The sequence below is a fragment of the Klebsiella quasipneumoniae subsp. quasipneumoniae genome (assembly GCF_020525925.1).
GTDB lineage: Bacteria > Pseudomonadota > Gammaproteobacteria > Enterobacterales > Enterobacteriaceae > Klebsiella > Klebsiella quasipneumoniae.
In genome coordinates, this window is the sequence record NZ_CP084876.1 from 707,738 (window position 1) to 723,927 (window position 16,190).

At 60.6% G+C, this 16,190-nt stretch carries 17 protein-coding genes, 2 pseudogenes and 1 riboswitch; of the genes and pseudogenes, 8 read left to right on the top strand and 11 right to left on the bottom strand.

Features of this window, described 5'->3' with window-relative positions:
* Nucleotides 1–4 precede the first annotated feature (4 nt).
* The 4 genes from ureC to LGM20_RS03540 are packed head-to-tail and all read right to left on the bottom strand — an operon-like array spanning nt 5 to nt 3,167.
* Nucleotides 5–1,708, bottom strand: coding sequence for an urease subunit alpha (gene ureC, locus LGM20_RS03525; protein WP_023291041.1), 1,704 nt, complete (start codon nt 1,706–1,708; stop codon nt 5–7).
* The gene (locus LGM20_RS03530; RefSeq protein ID WP_023291040.1) at nt 1,701–2,021 is read right to left on the bottom strand and encodes an urease subunit beta; all 321 of its coding nucleotides are present in this window, start codon (nt 2,019–2,021) and stop codon (nt 1,701–1,703) included. Before LGM20_RS03530 ends, ureC begins: the two co-directional genes overlap by 8 nt.
* Nucleotides 2,022–2,030: 9 nt before the next feature.
* Nucleotides 2,031–2,333, bottom strand: a complete 303-nt coding sequence (locus LGM20_RS03535; RefSeq protein ID WP_002916871.1) for an urease subunit gamma — start codon at nt 2,331–2,333, stop codon at nt 2,031–2,033.
* Between the two features lie 9 nt (nt 2,334–2,342).
* A complete protein-coding gene (locus LGM20_RS03540; protein WP_032454085.1) occupies nt 2,343–3,167 on the bottom strand; it encodes an urease accessory protein UreD in 825 nt (274 codons plus the stop codon).
* On the opposite strand from LGM20_RS03540, the gene LGM20_RS03545 reads away from it, so the two are divergent.
* Entirely contained in the window at nt 3,157–3,303 is a 147-nt protein-coding gene (locus LGM20_RS03545) for a hypothetical protein (protein WP_032428993.1), read from the top strand. The genes LGM20_RS03540 and LGM20_RS03545 overlap by 11 nt on opposite strands.
* 10 nt (nt 3,304–3,313) lie before the next feature.
* Here LGM20_RS03545 and LGM20_RS26525 read toward each other — a convergent pair.
* Together LGM20_RS26525 and plsY are read right to left on the bottom strand one after the other, a co-directional pair.
* A pseudogene (locus tag LGM20_RS26525) lies at nt 3,314–3,442 on the bottom strand (hypothetical protein).
* Between the two features lie 122 nt (nt 3,443–3,564).
* Nucleotides 3,565–4,182 carry a glycerol-3-phosphate 1-O-acyltransferase PlsY gene (plsY, locus tag LGM20_RS03555; protein ID WP_004205257.1) on the bottom strand — a complete coding sequence of 206 codons (618 nt, stop codon included), beginning with the start codon at nt 4,180–4,182 and terminating at the stop codon, nt 3,565–3,567.
* A 107-nt stretch (nt 4,183–4,289) separates the two neighbouring features.
* Between plsY and folB the strand changes: the two genes are divergently transcribed.
* A complete protein-coding gene (gene folB / locus LGM20_RS03560) occupies nt 4,290–4,673 on the top strand; it encodes a bifunctional dihydroneopterin aldolase/7,8-dihydroneopterin epimerase (protein WP_004150923.1) in 384 nt (127 codons plus the stop codon).
* Between the two features lie 198 nt (nt 4,674–4,871).
* Nucleotides 4,872–5,693, top strand: a complete 822-nt coding sequence (bacA, locus tag LGM20_RS03565; RefSeq protein WP_023291038.1) for an undecaprenyl-diphosphate phosphatase — start codon at nt 4,872–4,874, stop codon at nt 5,691–5,693.
* An 11-nt stretch (nt 5,694–5,704) separates the two neighbouring features.
* On the opposite strand, the gene LGM20_RS03570 is transcribed toward bacA, so the two are convergent.
* Entirely contained in the window at nt 5,705–6,946 is a 1,242-nt protein-coding gene (locus LGM20_RS03570; protein WP_023291037.1) for a multifunctional CCA addition/repair protein, read from the bottom strand.
* A 61-nt stretch (nt 6,947–7,007) separates the two neighbouring features.
* The gene (locus LGM20_RS03575) at nt 7,008–7,628 is read right to left on the bottom strand and encodes a TIGR04211 family SH3 domain-containing protein (protein WP_044524738.1); all 621 of its coding nucleotides are present in this window, start codon (nt 7,626–7,628) and stop codon (nt 7,008–7,010) included.
* 214 nt (nt 7,629–7,842) lie between these two features.
* On the opposite strand from LGM20_RS03575, the gene LGM20_RS03580 reads away from it, so the two are divergent.
* The 3 genes from LGM20_RS03580 to hldE are packed head-to-tail and all read left to right on the top strand — an operon-like array spanning nt 7,843 to nt 13,491.
* Nucleotides 7,843–9,141: a CYTH domain-containing protein gene (locus tag LGM20_RS03580; protein WP_044524736.1), complete on the top strand. Its 1,299-nt coding sequence runs from the start codon at nt 7,843–7,845 to the stop codon at nt 9,139–9,141.
* Between the two features lie 20 nt (nt 9,142–9,161).
* A complete protein-coding gene (gene glnE / locus LGM20_RS03585; protein ID WP_077255386.1) occupies nt 9,162–11,999 on the top strand; it encodes a bifunctional [glutamate--ammonia ligase]-adenylyl-L-tyrosine phosphorylase/[glutamate--ammonia-ligase] adenylyltransferase in 2,838 nt (945 codons plus the stop codon).
* 58 nt (nt 12,000–12,057) lie between these two features.
* Nucleotides 12,058–13,491, top strand: a complete 1,434-nt coding sequence (gene hldE, locus LGM20_RS03590; RefSeq protein WP_023291033.1) for a bifunctional D-glycero-beta-D-manno-heptose-7-phosphate kinase/D-glycero-beta-D-manno-heptose 1-phosphate adenylyltransferase HldE — start codon at nt 12,058–12,060, stop codon at nt 13,489–13,491.
* 80 nt (nt 13,492–13,571) lie between these two features.
* On the opposite strand, the pseudogene LGM20_RS03595 reads toward hldE, so the two are convergent.
* Nucleotides 13,572–13,718 (bottom strand): annotated as a pseudogene (locus tag LGM20_RS03595) (hypothetical protein); the annotation flags it as partial.
* On the opposite strand from LGM20_RS03595, the gene glgS reads away from it, so the two are divergent.
* Nucleotides 13,710–13,907 carry a cell surface composition regulator GlgS gene (glgS, locus tag LGM20_RS03600; protein WP_004205248.1) on the top strand — a complete coding sequence of 66 codons (198 nt, stop codon included), beginning with the start codon at nt 13,710–13,712 and terminating at the stop codon, nt 13,905–13,907. The pseudogene LGM20_RS03595 and the gene glgS overlap by 9 nt on opposite strands.
* 34 nt (nt 13,908–13,941) lie before the next feature.
* Here the strand turns inward: glgS and ubiK are convergent, their stop codons facing one another.
* Entirely contained in the window at nt 13,942–14,214 is a 273-nt protein-coding gene (ubiK, locus tag LGM20_RS03605; protein WP_004174355.1) for a ubiquinone biosynthesis accessory factor UbiK, read from the bottom strand.
* A 120-nt stretch (nt 14,215–14,334) separates the two neighbouring features.
* Nucleotides 14,335–14,486: riboswitch (FMN riboswitch) on the top strand.
* Between the two features lie 105 nt (nt 14,487–14,591).
* Here ubiK and ribB point away from each other — a divergent pair.
* The gene (gene ribB, locus LGM20_RS03610) at nt 14,592–15,245 is read left to right on the top strand and encodes a 3,4-dihydroxy-2-butanone-4-phosphate synthase (protein ID WP_023159075.1); all 654 of its coding nucleotides are present in this window, start codon (nt 14,592–14,594) and stop codon (nt 15,243–15,245) included.
* A gap of 63 nt (nt 15,246–15,308) precedes the next feature.
* Here ribB and zupT read toward each other — a convergent pair whose 3' ends face one another.
* The gene (zupT, locus tag LGM20_RS03615; protein ID WP_044524730.1) at nt 15,309–16,079 is read right to left on the bottom strand and encodes a zinc transporter ZupT; all 771 of its coding nucleotides are present in this window, start codon (nt 16,077–16,079) and stop codon (nt 15,309–15,311) included.
* Nucleotides 16,080–16,190 lie beyond the last annotated feature (111 nt).

The following is a 16,190-nucleotide window of genomic DNA, read 5'->3' on the forward strand; positions in this document are numbered from 1 at the left end:
CTCCTTAAAACAGAAAATAACGTTGCGCCATCGGCAGAACCTCTGCCGGCTCGCTGGTGATGAGTTCGCCATCCACCCGCACCTCATAAGTCTGCGCGTCGACGGTGATGTTAGGCTGCAGGCTGTTGTGCACCATGTCGGCTTTCTGCACCGTACGGCAGCCTTTCACCACGGCGATCGCGCTGCGCAGGTTCAGCCGCTCGGCAACGCCGTTGTCCGCCGCCGCCTGCGACAGGAAGGTGAGGCGGCAGTGATGGCGGGCGCTGCCCAGCGCGCCAAACATCGGACGGTAGTGCACCGGCTGCGGGGTTGGAATAGAGGCATTGATATCGCCCATCGGCGCGATGGCGATCATGCCGCCTTTGATCACGGTGGCCGGTTTCACGCCGAAGAAGGCAGGCGACCAGACCACAAGGTCCGCCAGCTTACCCACCTCAATGGAGCCGACTTCGTGTGCGATGCCGTGGGTCAGCGCCGGGTTGATGGTGTATTTGGCGATGTAGCGCTTCACGCGGAAGTTGTCGTTATCCCCGGTCTCCTCCGCCAGCGCTCCGCGCTGCACCTTCATGCGGTGCGCCACCTGCCAGGTGCGGAGAACCACTTCCCCGACGCGGCCCATGGCCTGCGAATCCGAGGAGGTGAGCGAGAAGGCGCCAAGGTCGTGCAGCACGTCTTCCGCAGCGATGGTTTCCCGGCGAATGCGCGACTCGGCAAAGGCCACGTCCTCGGCGATGTCCGGGTCCAGATGGTGGCAGACCATCAGCATATCGAGATGTTCATCGATGGTGTTAAGGGTGTAGGGCAGCGTTGGGTTGGTGGAGGACGGCAAAATGTTCGGGTGGGCGCAGGCGGTGATGATATCCGGCGCATGGCCTCCGCCGGCCCCTTCGGTATGGAAGGTGTGAATGGTGCGCCCGCCGATGGCGGCGAGGGTATCTTCCACAAAACCGGACTCATTGAGCGTGTCGCTGTGCAGCGCGACCTGAATATCCATCTCATCGGCGACGGTTAACGCGCAGTCGATCGCCGCCGGGGTGGCGCCCCAGTCCTCATGGATCTTCAGGCCAATAACGCCCGCCGCCACCTGCTCGCGCAGAGCGTCCGGCTGAGAAACGTTGCCCTTGCCCAGCAGGCCGATATTGACCGGCAGGCTGTCGGCCGCCTGCAGCATGCGTGAGATATACCATGGCCCCGGGGTGCAGGTGGTGGCATGGGTACCCGCCGCCGGGCCGGTGCCGCCGCCGACCATGGTGGTCACGCCGGAGACCAGCGCCTCTTCCGCCTGCTGCGGACAGATCCAGTGAATATGGGTATCGATCCCGCCGGCGGTGACGATTTTTCCTTCGGCGGCAATGACTTCCGTCGCGGCGCCGATGGGGATGGTGACGTTGGGCTGAATGTCGGGGTTGCCGGCTTTGCCGATGGCGAAGATCCGACCGTCCTTCACACCGATATCGGCCTTAACGATCCCCCAGTGATCGACGATCAGCGCATTGGTGAGCACCAGGTCGACACAGTCGGCGGCCAGCATCTGTCCCTGACCCATCCCGTCGCGGATCACTTTGCCGCCGCCGAATTTGACCTCTTCCCCGTAGGTGGTCAAATCGTCCTCCACCTCTATCCACAGCTCGGTATCGGCCAGGCGCACCTTGTCGCCGATGGTGGGGCCGAACATGTCGGCATAGGCCTGGCGTGAAATATTACTCATCGTTTGCCTCCAGAGGGCCCATGACCTCGCCGCGGAAGCCGAAAACGGCGCGGTGACCGGCGAAGGCCACCAGCTCAACCTCGCGTTTCTGGCCAGGTTCAAAGCGTACCGCCGTGCCGGCCGGGATATTCAGGCGATAGCCGGTGGCCTGCTGACGGTTGAACTTCAGCGCCGGGTTGACCTCGGCGAAATGGTAGTGCGAACCGACCTGAATCGGCCGATCGCCGTGGTTTTCAACGACCACGCGACAGGTCGCCCGGCCGGTGTTGAGGGCTATCTGGCCGGGCTTAACGTGATATTCACCGGGGATCATGGCGCTACCTCAGATAATCGGGTTGTGAACGGTGACCAGCTTCGAGCCGTCCGGGAAGGTGGCTTCGACCTGGATATCCGGGATCATTTCCGGGACGCCCTCCATCACCTGCTCGCGGGTCAGGACGTGACGGCCTTCCTCCATCAGCGAGGCCACGCTTTTGCCGTCGCGGGCGCCTTCCATAATAAAGGCGCTGATCAGGGCCACGGACTCCGGATAGTTGAGCTTCAGGCCGCGGGCCAGGCGGCGTTCCGCCACCAGCGCGGCGGTAAACAGCAACAGCTTGTCTTTTTCTCGGGGGGTCAGTTCCATAACGTTCTCTTAAGTCAGCCAGATTCGGGGAAGTACGGGGGATTTGCCGGTGAGATGAGGGCGCAGAAACTGCCAGACGTCGCGCATCACCTGCTGGCAAACCAGATTATCGTCACTGAGGAAGCGCACCGTCAGCAGGCGGTCGGTCAGGCTGGCGCCGGCGTAGAGGCCGAGCGGCGCCAGCGCGTCGCGCACCCCGTCGAGCAGGGCATCGGTTGCCGGATAGCACAGCAGCGTGCCGACCCAGGGGCGTCCGGCGACGCTGGACAGCTCTCCCTCCTGCAGGTGCAGGCGCTCGACCAGCAGCGGCTCATCGTCCACCCATACCTCCAGCCGGTTGCTGAGGGTGCCGTGGCTGAAGGTTTCGCCAATCACCGGGCGGCCAAGGCAGAGCAGATCCCAGGCCAGCAGCGTGCTGGAGGCACAAAGGTGAAAGGTGGTGGACAGCCGGGCGTTCGCCCCGGGAAAGAAGATGGCATCCTGCGGGAGCCACTCCAGGGTCGCCTGCGGGGCGAGGGTCAACTGCTGGCGCAAAAGCGCTTGCGCGCCGCTGCTGCGGTAAAACTTGCTGGCGCCAGGCATGGTTATCAGGGTATGGCAGCCGGGATCAAGGTGGGCGCTAATCGTCAGCTCATCACCGCCGACGATGCCGCCGGGGGGATGAAGCAGATAGAGATGACAGGTCTCTTCTTCCGGGTAAAACGGGCGCTGGACGGTCAGCGGGCCGACGTGTTGGGCGCTGGCGAGAACGGTCTTGCCGCCGGCCTGCTGAAAGCGCAGATCCAGCGTGGCCTGCCAGCCTTTTTTGAGTGGTGGTAACACGGTGCCGTGCAATGTTGCGCCCCTGCAAAATCAAGATAAAACAGCAGCAATGAGTATTGATCGGCGGGAGATTATCCCGGTCATACGAAACGCTTATGTCATCTGTTACCCGGAGCGTCGCATCGGGCGCGAGGGGAAAGCGGCATAACCGCTCCGGATTATTCACCCGGATAATCATTGCCGTCAATATCCTGAACCGTTGCCTGGCCGCGGCGGAAAAGGCGTCAGCGCGGTTCACGCCGCGCCGCCGGTCGCTGGCGGGAATTTTGCTGTGGGTCGCCGCTAATGCATTGTTACAAAAGGGGGATGTGGCGATGATCGCCAATCATGATGACGTAAGGCGAAAGAGCGGGTGAGACCGCTAAATAGAACCGGGGATCCCTCCGGCTGGGGTGGCCGGGAGGGGAGATTACTTCTCTTCTGGCGTTTTTTTCTTCTTCACCCGCGTCCAGATTTTGCTCTCCTGGCGGCGCCACAGACGCTGAATGTTGTCGTGATGGCGCAGCAGGATCAGGCAGGAGAGCATCGACACCGGGAAGGTGTACTGCGGTTTGAACCACCAGACGTAGAACGGAGCGATCAGCGCGCTGACGATAGCGCCAAGGGAAGAGTAACCGCTGAGCAGGATGGTCAGCAGCCAGGTCCCGGCCATCACGCCGGTCAGGTCGAGGCCGATGGGGGCGATAGCGCCGAAGGCCGTGGCGACGCCTTTACCGCCGCGGAAATGAAAGAAGACTGGCCAGATGTGGCCCACGCAGGCGGCAATCGCCACTAAACCCAGCCAGAACGGCGTCAGGCCCAGCGCCCAAGCGCCCCATACCGGCAGCATGCCCTTCAGCACATCAAAAATAAGTACCGCTACGGCCGCCCCTTTTCCGCCGATTCGTAGTACGTTAGTGGCCCCGGGGTTGCCTGAGCCGCTGTCGCGTGGGTCGGGCAGGCCAGCAAGGCGACATACCAGAATGGCGCTGGAAATGGAGCCGCAGAGGTAGGCGAGGAGTACCAGTCCAGGCGCGATTGCACTCATAACGCTGTTCCGTTTTGAAAATGTCGTTGTATTCTCTGCATCTGTGGATAATACGCATAATTCGCCGGAAGTGGTATCCGGTTTAGCTAAAAAGCAGGCAGGGCGTGATGGATATTGTATTTATAGAGCAACTTTCGGTAATCACCACCATTGGTGTTTATGACTGGGAACAAACCATTGAACAGAAGCTGGTGTTCGATATCGAAATTGCATGGGATAACCGCAAGGCGGCCGCCAGCGATGATGTCAGCGATTGCCTTAGCTATGCTGATATCAGCGAGCGCGTCATCGCGCATGTTGAGGGGGGAAAATTCGCGTTAGTGGAGCGGGTGGCGGAAGAGGTGGCCGACCTGCTGCTGGAGACATTCCAGTCGCCATGGGTGCGCATTAAAGTCAGCAAACCTGGCGCCGTGGCTCGCGCGGCAAACGTCGGGGTGATTATTGAACGTGGCCTTAATCTGAAACAAAACTTTTCAGGTCATACTTGTTAAACAAATTGCGTTTATACCGGTCATAGCATCCGGTCATCAGGCAATTTTACTGGCGATCTCCTACCAGAACGGCAGGTGAATCCTTGTGTACGCCGTGTATGCTGCGGATTGCGCGCCCTCTGGCAGCCGGGTTATGCCTGTTGAACGATACCGTGTTCCTGGTTTTTTTCATTTTACTTTTTTAAAGGGTTTAATTGGATGAGCGATATACACTCGCTGCTGGTGGCGGCAATATTGGGTGTGGTTGAGGGGTTAACAGAATTTTTACCTGTTTCCAGTACCGGTCATATGATTATTGTTGGTCACCTGCTGGGGTTTGAAGGTGATACGGCAAATACCTTTGAAGTGGTTATTCAGCTAGGCTCGATACTCGCCGTGGTGGTGATGTTCTGGCGTCGCCTGTTCGGCCTGATCGGCATCCATTTCGGCAAGCCGCCGGCGCATGAAGGCAAGGGCAGCGGTCGCTTATCGCTTATCCATATCCTTCTCGGCATGATCCCCGCGGTGGTGATGGGGCTTATTTTCCACGACACCATTAAGTCCTTGTTTAACCCGGTAAACGTGATGTACGCCCTGATTGTCGGCGGTGTGCTGTTAATTGCGGCGGAAGTGCTGAAGCCGAAACAGCCGCGCGCGGTCGGGATTGACGATATGACCTATCGTCAGGCATTCGTTATCGGCTGCTTCCAGTGCCTGGCGCTGTGGCCGGGCTTCTCCCGCTCAGGGGCGACCATCTCCGGCGGCATGCTGATGGGCGTCAGCCGCTACGCGGCGTCGGAGTTCTCATTCCTGCTGGCGGTACCGATGATGATGGGCGCCACGGTGCTGGACGTCTACAAGAGCATCGGCTTCCTCAACATGGGCGATGTTCCGATGTTTGCCGTCGGCTTCGTGATGGCGTTTATCGTGGCGCTGATTGCGATTAAAACCTTCCTGCAGCTGATCAAACGGATCTCGTTCATTCCGTTCGCTATCTACCGCTTTATCGTCGCGGCAGCGGTTTACGTGGTCTTTTTCTAAGGCCTGCGCCCTCAGCCTTGCGGCTGGGGGCAACGCTGTTCCTTCCACTGCGCCACCGCCGCAATTCTCCGCCGCGTCAGCTCCTCGCGAATTTCCGCCCCTTTAAAGCCCGCCGCTACCACCTCTTTGGTGGAGACCGACTGCGCCACTTCCCAGGCCTCCAGCAGCAGGCGCCCCTGCGGATAATCGCTGGCCTCAAAGCCGGTGCGCCCGCGGACGTCGGCTTCGCTGGTGAGGGCGATCTGTTGCACGCGCTGCGGTTTACGCCAGGCGTCAATGCTGTCGAAAAGTTTGACGAGGGTTTTTGGCTGCAGGATCGGCAGGGTGTGGATCAGATCATGGTACTCCGCCACCAGTTTCGCGAGATCGCGGATATCGTTCGGCACCCGCAGACGTGCGCAGAGCTGCTCCACCAGCTTGACTCCCGCCGGGCCATGGCCGTGGTGACGCGGCCAGAGCGCTTTCGGCGTCAGCCCTTTGCCGAGGTCATGGCACAGGGTGGCGAAGCGCACCTCGACGTCCGGCGATAGCATCGCGGCCATCGTGACGGTCATCAGGGTGTGCAGGCCGGTATCGATTTCCGGGTGCCATTTGGCCGGGGCCGGCACGCCGTACAGGGCGTCAATCTCCGGGAACAGCACCTTGAGGGCCTGGCAGTCGCGCAGCGTCTGGAAAAAGACCTGCGGGTTGCGGGTGGTCAACGCGCTTTCCGTCTCTTTCCACACCCGCTCCGGCGTTAAATGGGCCAGTTCGCCGGCCTCAACCATGGCGGCCATCAGGGTCTGGGTCTCTTCGGCGATGCGAAAACCGAGATGGGCATAGCGGGCGGCAAAACGCGCCACGCGCAGCACGCGCAGCGGGTCTTCGCTAAAGGCGGGAGAGACATGGCGCAGCAGGCGCTGGCGGAGATCGTTTTGTCCGCCGTAGGGGTCGATAATCGTGCCGTCGGCATCCTGGGCGAGGGCGTTGACCGTCAGGTCGCGGCGCAGCAGATCCGCCTCAAGAGTGACGTCCGGGGCGGCATAGCAGGTAAAACCGGTATAGCCTGCGCCGGATTTGCGCTCGGTGCGAGCCAGGGCATACTCTTCCCGGCTTTGCGGATGAAGGAACACGGGAAAGTCGCGGCCTACCTGCTGATAGCCCGCGTCAAGCATCTGTTGCGGGGTGGCGCCCACCACCACCCAGTCTCGGTCTTTGACCGGCAGTCCTAACAGCGCGTCGCGCACCGCACCACCGACCAGATAACTCTTCACGCCTGATTCTCCCGTATCTGTTTTTCGCAAGATGATACGTAAGTCTGGCAGAGAAGACGAATTAGTTCATCCACCGGTCTTTACGTTTGCGGCTTGGCACCAGATGCGGCAGCACCAGACCCAGCAGCAAACCGACGCCCAGCACGCCGCCGCCGTACATAAACCACTGCATGATAATGGTGCGCTGTTTATCATCAAGCTGCAGATTCGCCGCATTCACCTTCTTCTGCGCGACAACCAGCTCGTTTTTCAACTTTTGGTTCTCGTCTTTCAACGCGTTGATCACGCTGTCGCTGCCGGCGACTTTCTTCTGCATATCCGCCGTGCGCTGGTTCCAGGTGGCGTCGATATTATTCAGCTTATCGGTCAGCGTTTTGACCTGGTTTTCCAGATCCGGGACGCGGGTGCGCAGGCTGGGCTCGTTGCTCAGCTCTTTCAGCGGGATCCAGGCGGTACGCCCATTCGCGTCGCGGATCTGCGCGTAACTGGTGCTGTCGTTGGTTTGCAGCACCGACACTTCTTCCCCGGCGTTGATGGTGCCGACCAGACGATAATTATCGCCCGGGCCGCTGCGAACCCAGGTGTTCAGCTTATCGGAAACGTAGCGCTTTTCTTCTGCGTGAACCGCCGTGGCGGCGCTAAGCGCGAGCAAAGTAAAAGTAATCAGGCGTAATTTTGGCATCAGGTCATCGTTTGGTCATAAAAAGTGGAACGATAGTAGAGGCATCGCCAGAGCGACGCAAAGTTTTCCACCACAATCGGAATCATCCAGGAGGTGGCCCGGCAAAAAGCGCGTTGCATGGCGATTCGCCGCAAAATACTATCTACTGACAAAAAATATCGTCGTAAGTTCGCCGCAATTTGTCGGCGCAGCACAGAAGCGGAAGAATTCAGTCATGGCTCAAGAAATCGAACTTAAGTTTATCGTCGCTCAGGATGGGGTAGAGACGCTGCGCGAGCAGCTCAATGCGCTCGAGGCGAAACATACGCCCGCGGGCCAGTTGCTGAACATTTACTATGAAACCGCCGATAACTGGCTGCGTCGTCACGACATGGGGCTGCGCATCCGCGGCGACCAGGGGCGTTATGAGATGACGCTGAAAATCGCCGGTCGGGTGGTGGGCGGCCTGCACCAGCGCCCGGAATACAATATTCCACTGGATAAACCGGAGCTGGCGCTTGAGCGCCTGCCGGCGGAGGTCTGGCCGCAAGGGGAACTTCCAGCCGCGCTGGCGGAGCATGTGCAACCGCTGTTCAGCACCGACTTTGCCCGTGAACGCTGGGTGATCCAGGAAGGAAAGAGTGAAATTGAGATTGCCCTCGATCGCGGCGAAGTGAAGGCGGGCGAGCATCAGGAGCCGATCTGCGAGCTGGAGCTGGAGCTGCTCGCCGGGGAGACCGCCGATCTGCTGCGCCTCGCGCAGCGTTTGCTGGAGAGCGGCGTCCTGCGTCAGGGGAGCCTGAGCAAAGCCGCGCGCGGGTATCATCTGGCGCAAGGCAACGACGAGCGCCCGGTAACCCGGCTGGCGGTGCTGCCGGTGGCGGCGAAGGCCAGCGTGGAGCAGGGGCTGGAGGCGGCGCTGGAGAGCGCCCTGGCGCACTGGCTGTATCACGATGAGGTCTGGCTGCGCGGCAACGCGAAAGCCAAAGCGGAAATCCTGCTGGCGATAGCCCGCGTGCGCCATGCGCTGGTGCTGTTCGGCGGCATCGTGCCGCGGAAGGCGACCACCCACCTCCGCGCGTTGCTGAACGACGCCGAAGCGGCGCTGCTGGCCGCGGACACCGCCGATGAGACGTTATTCCGCACCGAGGTCGTCGCCGCCAAACTGGCGCTGACCGAATGGCTGGTCCAGCGCGGCTGGCGTCCGTTCCTCAACGAGGCGGGAGAGAAAAAAATAGCCGGATCGTTCAAACGGTTTGCCGATATTCACCTTTCCCGGGCGGCGGCTGAGCTGCGCGGCGCCGTGCAGCACCTGGCGGTGGAGGATGCCGCCGACCAGCTGCCGAAGCTGGCGCGCGACATCGACAGCGTCCAGTTGCTGGCGGGCGCCTATGGCGACGCCGTCGCGCCGTGGCTGGAGAACTGGCAGGAACTACAGCGTGCGATAGAGCATGACGACCGCAGCGTCTTTGAATATTTCCGTCGCCAGGCGCTGGCTGCCGAGCCGTTCTGGCTGCATAGTGGAAAACGATAATTACAGGCTAGGGAGCCCCTATGATGCCGCTTTCTTCGCAGTTACAGCAGCACTGGCAGACGGTCGCTGACCGCCTGCCAGCGGATTTCCCCGTCGCCGAACTGAGCCCGCAGGCCAGGTCGGTGATGGCGTTCAGTGATTTTGTCGAACAGAGTGTGATCGCCCAGCCAGGCTGGCTGAACGAGCTTGCCCAGTCTTCACCGGAGGCGGAAGAGTGGCGGCATTATGAGATCTGGCTGCAGGAACGCCTGCAGGCGGTGGCTGACGAAGCGGGGTTGATGCGAGAGCTGCGTCTTTTCCGCCGTCATATGATGGTCCGCATCGCCTGGGCGCAGGCGCTGTCGCTGGTAAGCGAAGAAGAGACGCTGCAGCAGTTGAGCGTCCTGGCGGAGACCCTGATTGTCGCCGCCCGCGACTGGCTGTACGCCGCCTGCTGTAAAGAGTGGGGAACGCCCTGCAATGCCGAGGGCCAGCCGCAGCCGCTGCTGATCCTCGGGATGGGAAAGCTGGGCGGCGGCGAGCTGAACTTCTCTTCCGATATCGATCTGATTTTTGCCTGGCCCGAGCATGGCGCCACCCGCGGCGGCCGCCGCGAGCTGGATAACGCCCAGTTCTTTACCCGCCTGGGGCAGCGGCTTATCAAGGCGCTCGACCAGCCGACGCAGGACGGCTTTGTTTATCGGGTGGACATGCGCCTGCGGCCGTTTGGCGACAGCGGGCCGCTGGTGCTCAGCTTTGCGGCGCTGGAGGATTATTACCAGGAGCAGGGCCGGGACTGGGAACGCTACGCGATGGTGAAAGCGCGGATCATGGGCGATAACGACGACGCCTACGCCAGCGAGCTGCGCGCGATGCTTCGCCCCTTCGTCTTCCGCCGCTATATCGACTTCAGCGTGATCCAGTCGCTGCGTAACATGAAAGGCATGATCGCTCGCGAAGTACGGCGTCGCGGGCTGAAAGACAACATCAAGCTCGGCGCCGGCGGGATCCGTGAAATTGAGTTTATCGTGCAGGTCTTTCAGCTGATCCGCGGCGGTCGCGAACCTGCGCTGCAGCAGCGGGCGCTGCTGCCGACGCTGGCGGCGATTGATGAGCTGCATCTGCTGCCGGAAGGCGACGCGACGCTGCTGCGCGCGGCCTATCTGTTCCTGCGCCGGCTGGAAAATCTGCTGCAGAGCATCAACGATGAGCAGACTCAGACTCTGCCGCAGGATGAACTGAACCGCGCCAGGCTGGCGTGGGGGATGCATACCGACGACTGGGAGACGCTGAGCGCGCAGCTGGCGAGCCATATGGCCAGCGTGCGGCGGGTGTTTAATGAGCTGATCGGCGATGATGAGGCCCAGTCGCCGGATGAGCAGTTGGCGGAGTACTGGCGCGAACTGTGGCAGGATGCGCTGGAAGAAGATGACGCCAGCCCGGCGCTGGCGCATTTAAACGACGCCGACCGCCGCAGCGTTTTGGCGCTAATTGCTGATTTCCGTAAAGAGCTGGATCGGCGCACCATCGGCCCGCGAGGCCGCCAGGTGCTGGATCAACTGATGCCGCATCTGCTGAGCGAAATCTGCTCGCGCGCCGATGCGCCTCTGCCTCTGGCGCGGATCACGCCGCTGTTGACCGGGATCGTCACTCGCACCACCTATCTTGAGCTACTGAGCGAATTCCCCGGCGCGCTGAAGCACCTGATTACGCTCTGCGCGGCGTCGCCGATGGTCGCCAGCCAGCTGGCGCGCCACCCGCTGCTGCTTGATGAACTGCTGGATCCCAACACCCTCTATCAGCCGACGGCGACCGATGCCTATCGCGACGAGCTGCGCCAGTATCTGCTGCGCGTGCCGGAAGAGGATGAAGAGCAGCAGCTGGAGGCACTGCGCCAGTTCAAGCAGGCGCAGCAGCTGCATATCGCCGCGGCGGATATCGCCGGCACGCTGCCGGTGATGAAGGTCAGCGATCACTTAACCTGGCTTGCCGAAGCGATCCTCGACGCGGTGGTGCAGCAGGCATGGGGACAGATGGTGGCCCGCTACGGCCAGCCGACCCACCTGCACGATCGCCAGGGGCGCGGCTTCGCCGTCGTCGGCTACGGCAAGCTCGGCGGCTGGGAGCTGGGCTACAGTTCCGATCTCGACCTGGTGTTCCTCCATGACTGCCCGGCGGAGGTGATGACCGACGGCGAGCGGGAGATCGACGGCCGTCAGTTCTACCTGCGGCTGGCTCAGCGGATCATGCACCTGTTCAGCACCCGCACCTCGTCCGGTATTCTCTACGAAGTTGACGCCCGGCTGCGCCCTTCCGGCGCGGCGGGGATGCTGGTCACCACCGCCGACGCGTTTGCCGACTATCAGCAGAACGAAGCCTGGACATGGGAGCATCAGGCGCTGGTGCGCGCTCGCGTGGTCTATGGCGACCCGGCGCTGCAGGCGCGATTTGACGCCATTCGTCGCGATATCCTGACCACCGCGCGGGATGGCGCGACCCTGCAGACCGAAGTTCGCGAGATGCGTGAGAAGATGCGCGCCCACCTCGGCAATAAACATGCCGATCGTTTTGATATCAAAGCCGATGCCGGTGGGATCACGGATATTGAATTTATTACCCAGTATCTGGTCCTACGCTATGCCAGCGACAAGCCGAAGTTGACCCGCTGGTCTGATAACGTGCGTATTCTCGAGCTGCTGGCGCAGAACGACATCATGGACGAGGAGGAAGCGCGAGCCTTAACGCACGCGTACACCACCTTGCGTGATGCGCTCCATCACCTGGCCCTGCAGGAGCTGCCGGGACACGTGGCGCCAGAGGCATTCAGCCGGGAGCGTGAGCAGGTCAGCGCCAGCTGGCAGAAGTGGCTGATGGCTTAACTATAAAATCGGGTGTGCTATTATCGCGCGCAAAGTTTGCGTCTCGCAGGAGAGAGTCATGAAAGTAACGCTGCCGGAGTTTGAACGTGCAGGAGTGTTGGTGGTGGGTGATGTGATGCTGGACCGCTACTGGTACGGCCCCACCAGTCGTATTTCCCCGGAAGCCCCGGTGCCGGTGGTGAAGGTGGAAAATATCGAAGAACGTCCCGGCGGCGCGGCAAACGTAGCGATGAACATCGCCTCCCTGGGGGCGACGTCGCGCCTGGTGGGATTGACCGGGATTGATGACGCCGCCCGCGCGCTGAGCCAGGCGCTGGCCAACGTCAATGTGAAGTGCGACTTTGTCTCCGTCCCGACTCACCCGACCATCACCAAGCTGCGGGTGCTGTCGCGCAACCAGCAGCTGATCCGCCTCGACTTTGAAGAGGGCTTTTCCGGCGTTGATCCGCAGCCGATGCACGAGCGCATTCAGCAGGCGCTGGGCTCGATTGGCGCGCTGGTTCTCTCGGACTACGCTAAAGGGGCGCTGACCAGCGTCCAGACGATGATCAAGCTCGCCCGTGAAGCAGGCGTGCCGGTGCTGATCGATCCGAAAGGTACCGATTTCGAACGCTATCGCGGCGCAACGCTGCTCACGCCGAACCTCTCTGAGTTTGAAGCGGTGGTGGGCAAGTGCCAGAATGAAGCGGAGATCGTTGAGCGCGGCATGAAGCTCATCGCCGAATTCGAACTGTCAGCGCTGCTGGTGACGCGCTCTGAGCAGGGGATGACGCTGCTGCAGCCGGGGCGTCCGCCGCTGCATATGCCGACCCAGGCCCAGGAAGTGTACGATGTCACCGGCGCCGGCGACACGGTGATTGGCGTGTTGGCGGCGACCCTGGCCTCCGGCAATACCCTGGAAGAGGCCTGCTATTTCGCCAACGCCGCGGCGGGCGTGGTGGTTGGCAAGCTGGGGACCTCCACCGTTTCTCCTGTCGAGCTGGAAAATGCGGTTCGCGGCCGGGCTGAGACTGGCTTCGGCGTGATGAGCGAAGAGGAACTCAAACAGGCGGTTGCGGCAGCGCGCAAGCGCGGCGAGAAAGTGGTTATGACCAACGGCGTCTTCGACATTCTGCACGCCGGCCATGTCTCCTATCTGGCGAATGCGCGCAAACTGGGCGACCGTCTGATCGTGGCGGTCAACAGCGATGCCTCCACCAAACGTCTGAAAGGCGAAACCCGCCCGGTTAACCCGCTGGAGCAGCGGATGATCGTGCTGGGGGCGCTGGAGGCGGTCGACTGGGTGGTCTCCTTCGAAGAAGATACACCGCAGCGCCTGATTGCCGGGATCCTGCCGGATCTGCTGGTCAAAGGCGGCGACTACAAACCGGAACAGATCGCCGGCAGTGAAGAGGTCTGGGCGAACGGTGGCGAAGTGCTGGTGCTCAACTTTGAAGATGGGTGCTCAACCACCAACATTATTAAGAAAATACAGAAAGATAGCGAAAAATAACCGTTTCGCTATTCACCCACCAGAACGGTGCGGCATCACGGCCTGCGATAGCGATATCGCGGGCCGTTTTTATTTAATGATGTGGAAAATGATATGGCGCAATAAATAATCACATTAAGCGCATTTTTCGTACAAATAGCGTTAAGGTAAGCGTAAATACTGAAGTGAGTAAAAGGCATATGACTGATCAGAACATCCACCGCTGAAGGAGTATGCGCATGAACCATAACGATATGTATTCAATGAAGAATTTTGATTTTTTGGCGCGGAGTTTCGCCAGAATGCACGCCCAGGGCCAGCCAGTTGATCTTCAGGCCATCGTCGGCAATATGGATGAAGAACATCGTGAATGGTTTTGCCAGCGCTATGAACTGTACTGTCGTCAGGTGAACAGCCCGGCGGAAGCCGCACACTAAGCCAACGCAAACGGGCCCCTGAGGGCCCGTTTTTTTACTGCTGCTCTTCGCTGCCAGGCGTCGTCGCCGGGCGGTTTTCAAGGTCATTCAGGCGCTGTTCCAGCAGCGCCAGTTTTTCGCGGGTCCGCAGCAGAACCTGAGTCTGCACGTCAAACTCTTCGCGGCTAACCAGATCCAGACGGGTCAGCTGCGACTGCAGCGCCTGGCGGATTTTCTTCTCAACATCCTCACCCAGATCGCGAAGTCCTTTTGGCATCGACTCATGGACCTGGCGGGCGATTTGTTCAATTTTTTTCGGGTCAATCATGGTGGTTTCCTGCTCGGGTCGGATGATTGATCATTGTAGTGCGAACCAGGCCGCCTATAAACCAGAAATGTTTGAAGCTTATGCATTGCCGAGGATAGTCAATAGCGTTATAGTTATCTCGCTTATTCTCAGGGCGGGGCGAAATTCCCCACCGGCGGTAAATCAACCATGGCGTTGAAAGCCCGCGAGCGCTTCCCGTGACTACGGGAAGGTCAGCAGATCCGGTGTAATTCCGGGGCCGACGGTTAAAGTCCGGATGGGAGAGAGTAACGGCACAGTCGGGCCCAGGCCCGCTCGCGTTGACTTTTGCCGCTAAACCGGCGCTCCTAAGACTGCCCTGATTCTGGTAACCATAATTTTAATGAGGTTTTTTTACCATGAATCAGACGCTCCTTTCTTCTTTTGGTACCGCTTTTGAACGTGTGGAACACGCTTTAAACGCCCTGCGCGAAGGCCGCGGCGTGATGGTGCTTGACGATGAAGACCGTGAAAACGAAGGCGATATGATTTTCGCCGCCGAAACCATGACCGTAGAGCAGATGGCGCTGACCATTCGTCACGGCAGCGGCATAGTGTGCCTGTGCCTGACCGAAGATCGCCGTAAACAGCTGGATCTGCCGATGATGGTGGAGAACAACACCAGCGCCTACGGCACCGGCTTTACCGTCACCATCGAAGCGGCCGAAGGCGTGACCACCGGCGTTTCCGCTGCCGACCGCGTGACCACCGTCCGCGCGGCGATTGCCGACGGCGCGAAACCTTCCGATCTCAACCGTCCTGGCCACGTTTTCCCGCTGCGGGCGCAGCCGGGCGGCGTACTGACCCGCGGCGGCCACACCGAAGCCACTATCGATCTCGTGACCCTCGCCGGCTTCAAACCGGCAGGCGTGCTGTGCGAGCTGACCAATGACGATGGCACTATGGCCCGCGCGCCGGAGTGCATCAAGTTCGCTCAGCAGCATAATATGGCAGTGGTCACGATTGAAGATCTGGTGGCCTATCGTCGCGAACATGAGCGTAAAGCCAGCTAATCAGCGGCTGACAACGCCAGTGAAAACAGCCCACTTTTTAGTGGGCTGTATTGTTTCTGCGCCTTAACCGATACCCATCGTCTGGAGCACCACCAGGCTCAGCCCCATCACCGACATCCCGCACAGGACGCCATAGCTCGGGTTGCTTTGCGGATCGATCTCTTTTGCCAGCGGCATCAGTTCATCGACCGACAGCGCCACCATAATCCCGGCGACGGCGGCCATGATCGCGCCCATGACCAGCGGCGAGACCAGACTGCCCAGAATCAGCCACGCCAGCACGCCGCCTAAAATCTCCGCCATGCCGGAAAGACCGGCCCAGAGCACCGCCTTGCTGCGCGATCCGGTAGCGGCATATACCGGCCCGGCAACCGCCAAACCTTCAGGAATATTGTGCAGGGCAACGGCAAGCGCCACTCCCATGCCAAGCTCGAGGTTGTTGCTGGCCGTGACATAGGTGGCGATGCCTTCCGGAAAATTATGCAGGCTGATACCCAGCGTCAGCAAAATGGCGGTGCGGCGTAAATTGCGCGGCCGCGGCGCGGCGGGGGTCATCAGATCCTGCGGGTGGGCGTGCGGCAGCAGGCGATCGAGACCAAAGTAGCCCAGCAGGCCGACAACAAACATTCCGTAGCCGAGCAGCGGCGACATGCCCTCGGCGGCCAGCGCGGCAGGCAGCATTTCCATCAACGAAATCAACAGCATGATCCAGGCGGCAAAGCCGAGGGAGAAGCCAAGCAGGCGGTTAGAGGGTTTCTGGCCAATCACGCCGAATATGGCGCCAATAAAGGTTGCGCTACCGGCTAACAGCGTCAATATTAAGGGTGATGACATCGCTTCTCTCCCTGCGAAAATAAGTGCATACGAGTATATTGCCTGAGGATGCGCGTACGGGACAGCTCCCTTTACCGCGAATTACATTCAAATTTTCTGACGATCATCATC

Coding starts and splice junctions, on each gene's coding strand:
- ureC (WP_023291041.1), bottom strand. CDS start 1,708: ATGAGTAATATTTCACGCCAGGCCTATGCCGACATGTTCGGCCCCACC.
- LGM20_RS03530 (WP_023291040.1), bottom strand. CDS start 2,021: ATGATCCCCGGTGAATATCACGTTAAGCCCGGCCAGATAGCCCTCAAC.
- LGM20_RS03535 (WP_002916871.1), bottom strand. CDS start 2,333: ATGGAACTGACCCCCCGAGAAAAAGACAAGCTGTTGCTGTTTACCGCC.
- plsY (WP_004205257.1), bottom strand. CDS start 4,182: ATGAGTGCAATCGCGCCTGGACTGGTACTCCTCGCCTACCTCTGCGGC.
- folB (WP_004150923.1), top strand. CDS start 4,290: ATGGATATTGTATTTATAGAGCAACTTTCGGTAATCACCACCATTGGT.
- bacA (WP_023291038.1), top strand. CDS start 4,872: ATGAGCGATATACACTCGCTGCTGGTGGCGGCAATATTGGGTGTGGTT.
- LGM20_RS03575 (WP_044524738.1), bottom strand. CDS start 7,628: ATGCCAAAATTACGCCTGATTACTTTTACTTTGCTCGCGCTTAGCGCC.
- LGM20_RS03580 (WP_044524736.1), top strand. CDS start 7,843: ATGGCTCAAGAAATCGAACTTAAGTTTATCGTCGCTCAGGATGGGGTA.
- glnE (WP_077255386.1), top strand. CDS start 9,162: ATGATGCCGCTTTCTTCGCAGTTACAGCAGCACTGGCAGACGGTCGCT.
- hldE (WP_023291033.1), top strand. CDS start 12,058: ATGAAAGTAACGCTGCCGGAGTTTGAACGTGCAGGAGTGTTGGTGGTG.
- glgS (WP_004205248.1), top strand. CDS start 13,710: ATGAACCATAACGATATGTATTCAATGAAGAATTTTGATTTTTTGGCG.
- ubiK (WP_004174355.1), bottom strand. CDS start 14,214: ATGATTGACCCGAAAAAAATTGAACAAATCGCCCGCCAGGTCCATGAG.
- ribB (WP_023159075.1), top strand. CDS start 14,592: ATGAATCAGACGCTCCTTTCTTCTTTTGGTACCGCTTTTGAACGTGTG.
- zupT (WP_044524730.1), bottom strand. CDS start 16,079: ATGTCATCACCCTTAATATTGACGCTGTTAGCCGGTAGCGCAACCTTT.